We start from the raw sequence: 11,714 nt of genomic DNA on the forward strand, positions 1-11,714 counted from the left end.
TTCCGGTTCCGGTTCCGGTTCCGGTTCCGGTTCCGGTTCCGGTTCCGGTTCCGGTTCCGGTTCCGGTTCCGGTTCGGGTTCGGGTTCGGTCTGACCGTCACCCACAACGGACGTCGCCACGGTGGGTTCCGCGTTCTGGGCGCGTCAGCGGCCAGCGGAACCCGCCGTGGTCCCGGCGGGAGCGACGATCCGTACCCCCGCCGACGCACGACAAAAAGATCTTGACCTGGATCTGGTTCTTGATCTTGACCGGGATCCAAGCCTTGATCTGGACTCGGACCGCCCCTTAGTGGCCGTTGAAGGCGTCGCGCATCCGGCTGAAGAAGCCGCCCTGTTTGCTCAGCTCGGCGACGTCCTCGCCGCGGGTCTTGGCGAAGTCGCGGAGCATCCGTTCCTGGTCGGCGGTCAGTTTGGTCGGCGTCTTCACGTCCAGGTGGACGAAGAGGTCGCCGCGGCCCTGGCCGCGCAGGTGCGGGACGCCCTTGCCGCGGATGCGGAGCGTGCTGGCCGGCTGGGTGCCCGGTTTGACCTCGATGTTCTCTTCGCCGTCGAGGGTCTTGATGGTCATCCGGGTGCCGAGGGCGGCCGCGGTCATCGGCAGCGTCACCCGGCAGTGCAGGTCGTCGCCCTTGCGGGAGTAGACGTCGTGCGGGCGCTCGTGGATCTCCACGTAGAGGTCGCCGGCCGTGCCGCCGCCGGGGCCGACCTCGCCCTGCTGGGCCAGGCGGATCCGCATGCCGTCCTCGACGCCCGCCGGGATCTTGACGGTCAGTGAGCGGCGGGTCCGGATCCGGCCGTCGCCGGCACAGGTCGGGCACGGGTTGGGGATCGTCGTGCCGTGACCCTGGCAGTTCTGGCAGGGGCGGGACGAGACGACCTGACCGAGGAAGGTGCGCTGCACCGACTGGACCTCACCACGGCCGGAGCAGACCTCACAGGTGGCCAGGTGGGTGCCGGGCGCGGTGCCGGCGCCGGAGCACTGGGTGCAGAGCACCGCGGTGTCGACGGTGATCGGCGCCTCGACCCCGAAAGCGGTCTCCACCAGGTCCAGCTCGAGACGCAGGATCGCGTCGGCGCCGGGACGCGTGCGCGGGCGCGGGCCACGGGAGCCACCGCCGGCCGCCGTGCCGAAGAACGCGTCCATGATGTCCTGGAAACCGACGAACGGACCGGCTCCGCCGGCACCACCGGGCATGCCGCCACCGGGTGCGAGCGGGTCGCCGCCGAGGTCCACCATCTGACGCTTCTGCTCGTCGGACAGCACCTCGTACGCCGCGTTGATCTCTTTGAACTTGTCGTGCGCCTCGGGGTCCGGGTTCACGTCCGGGTGATACTGCCGAGCCAGTTTGCGGTAGGCGCGCTTGATCTCGTCGTCGGTTGCCTCCCGGCTCACACCGAGAATTCCGTAATAGTCCTTGGCCACGGGGTTTGGAGTCCTCAATGTCTGCGCGAATCCGTCAATTCTGTGCCAACAGGTCGCCAACGTAGCGTGCGACCGCACGAACGGTGGCAATGGTGCCGGGATAGTCCATCCGGGTGGGGCCCAGCACGCCGAGCCCCCCGACGATAGTCGTACCCGGGCCGTAGCCACTGCTCACCACGGACGCCGACCGCAGGTTGTCGATCTGATTCTCGTCGCCGATCAGGACCCGCGTGGTGCGGGGCTCCAGATCGCCGATGAGTTTGAGCAGGATGACCTCCTCCTCGAGGGCTTCGAGGACGGGCCGCAGTGTGCCCTGGAAGTCCAGCACACCGCCTCGTGTCAAGTTTGCCGTCCCCGCGAGGGCGAGGCGCTCCTCACTCCGGTCGACCAAAGTCTCCAGGAGCACCGAGGCCAGGCAGGTCATCGCGGCCCGGCGCTCGAAGTCACAGTCCTCCACCAGTTTCTGCACCAGTGGTGGGGTGTCGGCCAGGCGCTGACCTGCCAACTTCTCGTTCACCCGGCGGCGCAGCTCCCAGACGTCACCGTCCTGCACCGGGCCGGGCATCTCGACCAGGCGCTGCTCCACCCGGCCGGTGTCGGTGATCATCACGAGCATCAGGCGGGTGGTGGAGACCGGCACGAGTTCCAGATGGCGCACGGCGGAGCGGGACAACGATGGGTATTGCACCACGGCGACCTGACGGGTCAGCTGCGCCAGCAGGCGGACCGTGCGATGCACCACGTCGTCCAGATCGACGGCGCCGATCATGAACCGCTCGATCGCCCGGCGCTCGGCCGGGCTGAGTGGCTTTATCCTGGTCAGGCGGTCGACGAAGAGCCGGTAACCGGCGTCGGTGGGCACCCGGCCGGCACTGGTGTGCGGCTGCCGGATGTAACCCTCCTCCTCCAGCACGGCCATGTCGTTGCGGACGGTGGCCGGGGAGACGCCGAGCTTGTGCCGGTCCACCAGGGCCTTGCTGCCGACCGGCTCCTGGGTCTCGACGTAGTCCTCGACGATCGCCCGGAGCACCTCGAGCTTGCGGTCATCCAGACTCATATGACCCCTCCCTCTGCTGGCACTCCCGCTAATAGAGTGCCAGTCTACGTCCCCGGCGGCGGCAAAGCGATGATCGAAAGTACCCAGCGGGATCGGATCTTGGTGGTGGCACAGTCCCCTAACGTGTATTCATGACCACCCCGCCCCGCCCTCCGGACGACGATCCGACCACCCCGTACAACACTCCCGGCGGCTATCAGTCACCGCCGCCCGGGGGTTATCCGCCGCCACCGCCTTACGGGCCGCCGCCTGGTTACGGACCGCCACCCCAGCAGTACGGCAGCTCCGAGGACCGGATGTGGGTCATGGTCGCCCACTTCGGCGGGGCCGCGGCAGCGTTCTTCGGCGCCGTGTGGCTGGGCTGGATCCCGCCGCTGGTCGCCTACCTGAGCCGCGGCCAGCAGTCCCCGTTCGTGCGCGCCGAATCACTCAAGGCGCTGAATTTCCAGCTCCTCTGGACGATCGTGGGCGTGATCGGTTACGCGCTGATCTGCGCCGGGCTGGGCTTCATCATCGTCGGCCTGGCCGTCCTGATCGCGACGATCTTCGGGGTGATCGCGGGGATCAAGGCGCTCAACAACGAGCCCTACCACTACCCGCTGACCTACCCGTTCGTGAAATAGTCACAGAACGTCACGGATGACCGCGTCGGCGAGCAGGCGGCCGCGCAGGGTGAGAACCAGACGCCCGTCGTCGTACGCCCCGGGTTCCAGCAGCCCGTCCGCCAGCGCCCGCGCGGCACCCGTGGCGTCGACCCGGTTCAGCGGGATGCCCTCCCGCAGGCGCACCCGGAGCATCACGTCCTCCATGTGCCGGTCGTCTCCGGACAACAGCTCCCGTGCGTGACCCGGGGAGAGACCCGAGGACAATTTCTTCGCGTACGCCGACGGATGCTTGACGTTCCACCAGCGCACCCCGCCGACGTGGCTGTGCGCGCCCGGCCCGAGCCCCCACCAGTCGGCGCCGGTCCAGTAGAGCATGTTGTGCCGGCACCGCCCGGCGTCGCCGCCACGGGACCAGTTGGACACCTCGTACCACTCGAAGCCGGCCTCGGTGAGCGCCGCCTCGGCGGCCAGATAGCGGTCGGCGGCCACGTCGTCCTCGGGGTAGGGCAGCTCGCCCCGCCGCATCCGGGCCGCCATCCGGGTGCCGTCCTCGACGATCAGCGCGTAGGCGCTCACGTGGTCCACCCCGGCGTCGATCACGGCACGCAGCGATCCGGCGAAGTCGTCCGCCGACTCGCCCGGGGTGCCGTAGATCAGGTCCAGGTTGACGTGCTCGAACCCGGCCTCCCGGGCCTCGGCGGCGGCCTGCGGGGCGCGCCCGGCGGTGTGTTTGCGGTCCAGGATGCGCAGCACGTTCGGTGCGGTCGACTGCATGCCGAGTGAGATCCGGTTGAAGCCGGCCCGCCGCAGCCGCCGCAGGTAGCCGGGGTCGACCGACTCCGGGTTGGCCTCGGTGGTCACCTCGGCGCCGGGGGCCAGCCCCCAGGTGCGGTCGATGCCCTCCAGGATCCGCCCGAGGTCGTCGGTGCTGAGCAGGGTGGGGGTGCCGCCGCCGACGAAGACGGTGTCGACCGTCCCGGGTTCGATCACCCGGGCGGCCAGGGCCAGCTCGGCCAGGACGGTGTCCGCGTACTCCTCGCGGCTCGCGCCGCCGCCCAGCTCACTGGCCGTGTACGTGTTGAAGTCGCAGTACCCGCAGCGGCTGGCGCAGAACGGGACGTGCACGTAGACCGCGAACCCGTTCTTGCCCACCTCACGGGTGGCCTCGTCGGGGAGTGACCCGTCGTCGGGTACGGGTTCACCATCGGGAAGAGCGCCGGCCATGGGTCAAGTGTGCACGCCGGTCACGGCACGTGAACCGGGCGGGGGCCGCGGCTCCCGGCCGTTTCACGTGCCGCGACCACTAGGGTTTGCGAATGGATCTGGTCCGAACCGTCACCGCCGCCGGCGTGACCACGATGACACTCGACAACCCGGCGAACCGCAACGCGCTCTCCACCGCCCTGCTCGGGCAGATGCTGGAGTCGCTGGCCGCGGCCGCCGCCGATCCGGAGTGCCGGGTGGTGGTCCTCTCGCACACCGGCCCGGTCTTCTGCTCCGGCGTCGACCTGAAGGAGACCGCCGCGGCCGGCCCCGGCGACCGGCTGCCCGCCGAGATGCTCGCCGACGTGCTCGCCGGGCTCTGGGACTTCCCGAAACCGGTGGTGGCCCGGATCGGCGGCCCGGCCCGCGCCGGTGGCCTGGGCCTGATCGGGGCGGCCGACATCGCGGTCTGTGTGCGGTCGGCCACGTTCGCCTTCACCGAGGTGCGGCTGGGCGTCATCCCGGCGGTGATCAGCGCCACCGTGCTGCCGCGCCTGACCCCGCGGGCGGCCGCCGATCTCTTCCTCACCGGCGACGTCTTCGACGGAACCCGGGCCGTGGAGATCGGCCTGGTCACGGCGGCCGTCGACGAGGACGGGCTGGACGCCGCGGTGGCCGGCTACTGCGCCTCGCTCCTGCGCGGCGGCCCGCTCGCGCTCTCCGGGACCAAAGAGCTCCTCCGCCGTACGCCCGATGAATCGATCCGCGCCGACCTGGTGGAACTCGCGGACCGCTCGGCACGCCATTTCACCTCCCCCGAAGGGCGTGAGGGTGTCGCCGCCAGGCGGGAGAAACGTGATCCCGGCTGGGTTCGATGATCTTGAGGCATGATGATCGTCTCGACTCGGTGCCGCCGGCGCAGTCACGCCGGGCGGTGAGCGCTCGTTGTCTAGGCTTGGCGTCCGCTCTCCCGGCGGGAGGAGGCGGAAAGGGGAGGTGAGCGTGCGGAAGCGGACGATCGTGGGTGTGGTCGCCCTGCTCTCCCTGGCCGCCGTGGCCGGCGTGGTCGTGCTGATCGACAACCTGGCCGACAACATCAAACTCCCCCGGCTCATCCCGGAGTGTGTCGTCGTCGCCGACGGCAGAGTGACACTCGACACCGCCCAGATGGCCAACGCCGCGACCATCGCCGCGGTCGGGGTCCGGCGCGGCCTGCCCGAGCAGGCGATCGTGGTCGCGCTGGCCACCGCGTTCCAGGAGTCCAAGCTGGAGAACCTGGACGACGGCGACCGCGACTCGGTCGGCCTCTTCCAGCAGCGGCCCAGCCAGGGCTGGGGCACCGTCGAGCAGATCAAGGACCCGAGATATTCGGCCGGCCGGTTCTACTCCGCACTCAGGAAGGTCAAGGGCTGGGAGGAGATGCGGGTCACCGACGCCGCGCAGGAGGTGCAGCGGTCGGCGTACCCGAACGCCTACGAGAAGTGGGCCGACGAGTCCCGGGTGCTGGCCGCCGCCCTGACCGGGCGGGCCACCGGCGCGGTCGAGTGCACCGTCCCGGACGACCCGGCGATCCGTGGCGCCGAGGCGGCCACCGCCCTGCTGACCAGTCTGAAACTGGACTGGGGCAAGAAGATGGGCGGGCAGGCCCGCAGCGCCGAGGCCGCCGGGCTGACCGTCGAGGTGGCCAATCCGAACACCGGTTGGCGCTTCGCGCACTGGCTGGTCTCGCACGCTTCCGCCACCGGTCTCGAACGGGTACGTTTCGGTGACCTCGAGTGGCACGCGCCCCAGGGGAAGTGGCTGCCGGTCACCGACGGCAGCGGGGGCAACCAGGCTCAGGTCGTCGCCGAGGTGTTCCGCTGAGGGGTTGCACTCCGTATACACCGACGTGGACAGTCCGCAATCCCTCCTGGTACTAAGTAGGTCGTGCTGACGGCGATGATGTGGGCCCTGCTCGGGGCGGTGAGCGTCGGCGCCATCCTCTATGGTGTGCGCCGGCACCGCCCGGCCCGGCGTGCCCCCTGGCTGCTGCTGGCCGGTTCCCTGGCCGCGATCTCCGCGGGCGACGTGCTGTACGAGTACGACACCCTCCCCGTGCTCGCCGACACCATCTATCTGGTGATGTTCGGGCTGGTCGCGATGAGCCTGGTCCAGTTCACCCGGGGCGGCTCGCTGCTCGTCGACCGGGCCCGCCTGATCGACCTGATCGCCTTCGCCTGCTCCACGATGCTCGTCGTCTGGGTGTACGTGATCGGCTCGGGCAGCCGGTTCCGCAACGTCTCGCCCGCCGACGTGATCGGCGATCTGCTGCTGATCGTGGTGGCTGGCCGCCTGGTCACCGAGGACCGGCGCAACGTCTCGGCGATCCTGCTGGTCACCGGCGGTGTGTCGATGCTCGCCGGGGACGTCTTCTTCCCCCTCAGCGGCGAGGCCCCGGCCACCGAGTGGGCGTTCGTGCTGCTCTACCTGGCGTGGGGCGCGTCCGCCCTGCACCCGTCGATGGCCCGGCTCACCGAGCCGCGCCCGGTGCGGCTGTCGCCGTGGCGGTTCCGGGACACCGTGCTGCTCGCGGCGTCCGCCGCCACCCCGCCGCTGGTGCTGGTCATCGAGGCGATCTCCGGGACGGTCGACGACGGTTTCGTGATCGCCGTCACCGGCGCGGTCACCCTGCTGCTCACCATCACCCGGCTCGCCGACGCGGTCCAGCAGAACAGTCAGGCCCTGGCCCGGGAGCGGGCGCTGCGCACCGCGAACACCGCCCTGGTCGCGGCCGTCGACGCACCGGCCGTCGAGGCGGCGGTGCAGGCCGCGGTCACCCATCTGCTGCCGTCCGGCAGTGCCGGGCGGGTCGTCCTGGACGGGGCCGAGCTACCGGCCGCGCCCGCCGGGGCCGGCGCCCGCAGCTGGTGGACCGGCGAGCGCACCCTGATCTGCCCGCTCCGGCTGGAACCGCTCGCGGTGGCCCGCCCCAGCGGTGGCGCCCTGATCATCACCGGCCCCCGGGAGGCGCTGGTCGCCGGGCGGGACGCGCTGGAGGTGCTGGCCGGGGAGACCGCGCTGGCCCTGGACCGGATCACCCTGGTCGAGGCGATCGGCCGCCGGGACAGCGATCTCTACCTGCGGGCGGTCACCGGCAACACCGCGGAGATCATGGCGGTGGTCGACTCGGACCACCGGATCCGGTACGCCAGTCCCGGGCTGCGCCGTCTGACCGGCGCCGGGGAGCTGCCCCCGCTCACCGCCTTCGACGAGCTGATCCACCCCGACGACCAGGCCGCGGTACGTGCCGCGCTGCGCTCCGAGGGCGACGGCAAGGTGTTCTGTGCGCTGCCCCGGCCGGACGGCACCCAGGTGCTGGCCGAGGTGCGGTATCGGGATCTGCGGGCCGACCGCCTGGTCCAGGGCCTGGTGGTGACCCTGCGCCTGGTCGGCTCCCGCAGCGACGTGAGCGAACCGGCGCCGCATCACGAGCATCAGGGCGAGCTGCCGTCCTGGGTCAATCGCCGCAGTGCCCAGCACAAATTCCGCTATTGATCTCCGGCATTATATAAAGATCGGCTTAAGAACCCGGAAACGCGAAATGCCGGCACCTCGTCGGGCCGGCATTTCGCGTTTTTCAGTTGTGGAGCCGTGATGGTGCCGTGGCTCAGCGGTGCAGGCGGCGACGGCTGCCGACACCGGCGACCAGGGCGACACCGATAGCGGCCAGAACGACCTGGAAGGCGAACTCGATCCAGTCGAAACCAGCGGTGTCGGCGACACCGGCGGCCCGGGCGATCACGGTGCCCAGCAGGGCGGCGACCACACCCACGACCATCGTCAGCCAGATCGGCATGTTCTGCTTGCCGGGCACGACCAGGCGACCGAGAGCGCCGATGATCAGACCGACGATCAGGGCGACGATGATTCCGGTGAGCGTGAACTCCATGGGGTCCTCCTCGGGGGGTGAAGCTTTTCGGTTGCGTCCGTCGAGCCCCTGATTTCCCGACCCCCCGAAGAATCAAACAACCCTATTTTTTGGTTGTCCCCTTGGTGTCACCGGCGTCGGATGTGGAGAGTGCGGCGATGAAGGCCTCCTGCGGCACCTCCACCCGGCCGACCATCTTCATCCGCTTCTTGCCTTCCTTCTGCTTCTCCAGCAGCTTGCGCTTGCGGCTGATGTCACCGCCGTAGCACTTCGCCAGCACGTCCTTGCGGATCGCGCGGATCGTCTCGCGGGCGATGATCCGGGAGCCGATGGCCGCCTGGATCGGCACCTCGAACTGCTGCCGCGGGATCAGTTTCTGCAGCTTGGCGGCGATCGTCGTGCCGTACGAGTAGGCCTTGTCCTTGTGCACGATGGCACTGAACGCGTCGACCGGCTCGCCGTGCAGCAGGATGTCCACCTTGACCAGATCGGCCACCTGCTCGCCGGAGGGCTCGTAGTCGAGCGACGCATAGCCCTTGGTCTTGCTCTTCAACTGGTCGAAGAAGTCGAAGATGATCTCCGCGAGGGGAAGCGTGTAGCGCAGCTCCACCCGTTCGGAGGACAGGTACTCCATGCCGAGCAGGCTGCCGCGGCGGCTCTGGCACAGCTCCATGACGGCGCCGACGTACTCGTTCGGGACGAGGACCGTCGCCCGTACCACCGGCTCGTGGATCTCGGCGATCTTCCCCTCCGGGAACTCGCTCGGGTTGGTGACGATCGACACCTTCGCGTCCTCGGTGACCACCTGGTAGACCACGTTCGGCGCGGTGGAGATCAGGTCGAGGTTGAACTCGCGCTCCAGACGCTCGCCGATGATCTCCAGGTGGAGCAGGCCGAGGTAACCGACCCGGAACCCGAAACCGAGCGCCGCCGACGTCTCCGGCTCGTAGGTGAGCGCGGCGTCGTTCAGCTTCAGCTTGTCCAGGGCGTCACGCAGCGCCGGGTAGTCCGAGCCGTCGATCGGGTAGAGACCCGAGTAGACCATCGGCTGCGGCTCCTTGTAGCCGCCGAGCGCGTCGCTGGCCGGCCGGAGGTGCCCGGTGATGGTGTCACCGACCTTCGACTGGCGGACGTCCTTCACGCCGGTGATCAGGTAGCCGACCTCGCCCACACCGAGCGCGCCGGCCTTCTCCATCTCGGGCGAGACGACACCGATCTCGAGCAGCTCGTGCACCGCGCCGGTGGACATCATCTTGATCTTGTCGCGGGCCTCGATCCGACCGTCGATCACCCGGACGTAGGTGACCACGCCGCGGTAGACGTCGTACACCGAGTCGAAGATCATCGCGCGGGCCGGGCCGGTCGGGTCGCCGACCGGGGCCTTGAACTGCCGGACGATCTCGTCCAGCAGGTGATCCACGCCGACACCGGTCTTGCCGGACACCCGGAGCACGTCCGACGGCTCGCAGCCGATCAGCTTCGCCAGCTCCTCGGCGTACTTCTCCGGCTGCGCCGCCGGCAGGTCGATCTTGTTGAGCACCGGGATGATGTGGAGGTCGTTCTCCATCGCCAGGTACAGGTTCGCGAGCGTCTGCGCCTCGATGCCCTGCGCGGCGTCGACCAGCAGCACGGCGCCCTCACAGGCGGCCAGGCTGCGGGACACCTCGTAGGTGAAGTCGACGTGCCCCGGGGTGTCGATCATGTTGAGGACGGCGGTCTCACCCTGCTGGCCGCCCTCCCGGACGGTCCAGGGCATGCGCACGGCCTGCGACTTGATCGTGATGCCGCGCTCGCGTTCGATGTCCATCCGGTCGAGGTACTGCGCGCGCATCTGGCGCGGGTCGACCACCCCGGTGATCTGCAACATCCGGTCGGCCAGCGTCGACTTGCCGTGGTCGATGTGCGCGATGATGCAGAAGTTGCGGATGCGGCCGGGATCGGTCGATCCGATCACGTTCACGCCGGGGTCGAGCGGTCCAGGCACGGTTTTCCGTTCTTCTCGGGCTGGTCGGTACGCGGTCTCGTTCCCCCAGCAACACTCCGCCGGTCCGGCTGTCCGGCCACCTGACATCCGGTCATCTGACCGTCCGTCCGGCTGGCCGTCCTTCCGTCGTCCTTCCGGTCGTCCTTCCGGTCGTCCGGATGTTTGATCATCCGGCCGTCCGGGATCCGGGCAACCGGCCGTCTGACCATCCGGTCGTTCGGCCCTCGGGCCGACCGGTTGTCGGACCGTCCGGCTGATCCGGGTTGTCGGACCGTCCGGCTGGTCGATCATTCGGCTGGCCGCCGGCCGTGATCCGGGCCGTCCGGGGCCGGTCTGTGCTGACCGACCTTCGGCGACCTGTCCACGGGGACCGGCGTCCGGCCGGACCGGCCGTCCGCGATCGGCCCTGGAAGGACCGCCCCGGTTCGCTGCTGGGTTACGCCGGCACCGGGCCGGCGTCCCCTATCGTCCCACGTCCGCGAGCGTAGCTCCGATCACACCCGTTCGAGCGGCTCCCGAACCCCCGGCGGCAGCTCGACGGCAACCGGATCCCCAGGCCGAACCACCCCACCCCGCAACACCACACCCATCACACCGGCTTTGCGTACGGTCTCCCCGCCCCGATCCCGCCCCAGCACTTCCTTCAGAAGCCCCGGCCGGAACCCGTTGATCTGAGCACAGGGATTACGAAGCCCGGCAACGACCACAGCGGCCCGCCCGTCCCCGCTACCGGTCTCCCGCCCCACGGCCCCCACAACAGCAGCCGCGGCCCGCCCGGTAGCCGCATCCAGCACAGCCCCCGTAGCCGCCTCCAGCACCCCCGCCAGAGCCACCCCCACACCCACCGCATCCAGCGCACCCGGCGCATCCACGGCCTCGGCTGGCGCACTCACCGTCCGCGCGGTCTCACCCCGCCCACTCACCGCAGCCGCCCCAGCCCCAGCCCCAGCCCCAGCCTCACCCGGCGCACACCCCGCCCGCGTGGCCTCGCCCGGCGCATCCACACCCTGCCGAGCCTCGCCCCGCCCACCGGTACCTGGCCTGGTCGTGTTCTGCGCGGCCTCGCCCTCCGCCCTCGCTCCCAGCCCCACCTCGCCCCGCGCACCCACCACCAGCGCGGCTTCGCCCCGCACGCTGTCGCCCGATGCGCTGTCGCCCGATGCGCTGTCGCCCGATGCGCTCTCGGTCGGTGTGCTCTCGGTCGGTGTGCCGAAGCGGAGGATCGTGCCGCGGGGCAGGGACAGCAGGTCGATGCCGCGGGTCGTTACGTTCTCACCGAGGCCGCCCGCCGGGACCTCGTAACCCTTGCCGGCGACCTCGTCGAACAGTTCGGCCTGGATCAGGTGCACCTGCCGCAGGTTCGGCTGGCTCGGATCCGCCGCGACCCGGCTCCGATGTCGCACGGTCACCCCGGCATGGATGTCCCCCTCCACACCGAGCCCCGCCACCAGGACGATCGCGTCCCGATTGGGTTTTGTGAACGTGTAGGCATCGTTCCGGCTGACCGCGACGACCGCACCCGTGACATCACTCAT

11 protein-coding genes are annotated in these 11,714 nt (G+C 69.9%); 5 read left to right on the forward strand and 6 right to left on the reverse strand.

Annotation, left to right across the window (positions count from 1 at the left end; translation table 11 throughout):
* Window positions 1–225 (forward strand): hypothetical protein (locus Aco03nite_RS45285; protein ID WP_203808000.1); only part of this gene is annotated, 225 nt, incomplete at its 5' end.
* 61 nt (window positions 226–286) lie between these two features.
* Here Aco03nite_RS45285 and dnaJ read toward each other — a convergent pair.
* The gene (gene dnaJ / locus Aco03nite_RS45290; RefSeq protein WP_203808002.1) at window positions 287–1,423 is read right to left on the reverse strand and encodes a molecular chaperone DnaJ; all 1,137 of its coding nucleotides are present in this window, start codon (window positions 1,421–1,423) and stop codon (window positions 287–289) included.
* Between the two features lie 34 nt (window positions 1,424–1,457).
* Complete coding sequence (gene hrcA, locus Aco03nite_RS45295) at window positions 1,458–2,480, reverse strand: heat-inducible transcriptional repressor HrcA (protein WP_203808004.1); 1,023 nt, start codon at window positions 2,478–2,480, stop codon at window positions 1,458–1,460.
* 131 nt (window positions 2,481–2,611) lie between these two features.
* Here hrcA and Aco03nite_RS45300 point away from each other — a divergent pair, with 131 nt between their 5' ends.
* Entirely contained in the window at window positions 2,612–3,103 is a 492-nt protein-coding gene (locus Aco03nite_RS45300; RefSeq protein WP_203808006.1) for a DUF4870 domain-containing protein, read from the forward strand.
* Here the strand turns inward: Aco03nite_RS45300 and hemW are convergent, their stop codons facing one another.
* Window positions 3,104–4,309 (reverse strand): radical SAM family heme chaperone HemW, encoded by a 1,206-nt coding sequence (hemW, locus tag Aco03nite_RS45305; protein ID WP_203808008.1) that lies wholly within the window; start codon window positions 4,307–4,309, stop codon window positions 3,104–3,106.
* A gap of 92 nt (window positions 4,310–4,401) precedes the next feature.
* On the opposite strand from hemW, the gene Aco03nite_RS45310 reads away from it, so the two are divergent.
* From Aco03nite_RS45310 to Aco03nite_RS45320, 3 genes are all read left to right on the forward strand, one after another.
* Window positions 4,402–5,166: an enoyl-CoA hydratase-related protein gene (locus Aco03nite_RS45310; protein ID WP_203808010.1), complete on the forward strand. Its 765-nt coding sequence runs from the start codon at window positions 4,402–4,404 to the stop codon at window positions 5,164–5,166.
* A gap of 118 nt (window positions 5,167–5,284) precedes the next feature.
* Entirely contained in the window at window positions 5,285–6,151 is an 867-nt protein-coding gene (locus Aco03nite_RS45315; protein ID WP_203808012.1) for a hypothetical protein, read from the forward strand.
* A 63-nt stretch (window positions 6,152–6,214) separates the two neighbouring features.
* Window positions 6,215–7,822 carry a PAS domain-containing protein gene (locus Aco03nite_RS45320; protein WP_203808014.1) on the forward strand — a complete coding sequence of 536 codons (1,608 nt, stop codon included), beginning with the start codon at window positions 6,215–6,217 and terminating at the stop codon, window positions 7,820–7,822.
* A gap of 112 nt (window positions 7,823–7,934) precedes the next feature.
* On the opposite strand, the gene Aco03nite_RS45325 is transcribed toward Aco03nite_RS45320, so the two are convergent.
* From Aco03nite_RS45325 to Aco03nite_RS54435, 3 genes are all read right to left on the reverse strand, one after another.
* Window positions 7,935–8,216: a GlsB/YeaQ/YmgE family stress response membrane protein gene (locus tag Aco03nite_RS45325; protein ID WP_203808016.1), complete on the reverse strand. Its 282-nt coding sequence runs from the start codon at window positions 8,214–8,216 to the stop codon at window positions 7,935–7,937.
* A gap of 82 nt (window positions 8,217–8,298) precedes the next feature.
* Window positions 8,299–10,179, reverse strand: a complete 1,881-nt coding sequence (gene lepA, locus Aco03nite_RS45330; RefSeq protein WP_203808018.1) for a translation elongation factor 4 — start codon at window positions 10,177–10,179, stop codon at window positions 8,299–8,301.
* A 494-nt stretch (window positions 10,180–10,673) separates the two neighbouring features.
* On the reverse strand, window positions 10,674–11,714 hold a 1,041-nt coding region (locus tag Aco03nite_RS54435; RefSeq protein ID WP_203808020.1), incomplete at its 5' end, for an MOSC domain-containing protein.

Source organism: Actinoplanes couchii, assembly GCF_016862075.1.
Lineage (GTDB): Bacteria > Actinomycetota > Actinomycetes > Mycobacteriales > Micromonosporaceae > Actinoplanes > Actinoplanes couchii.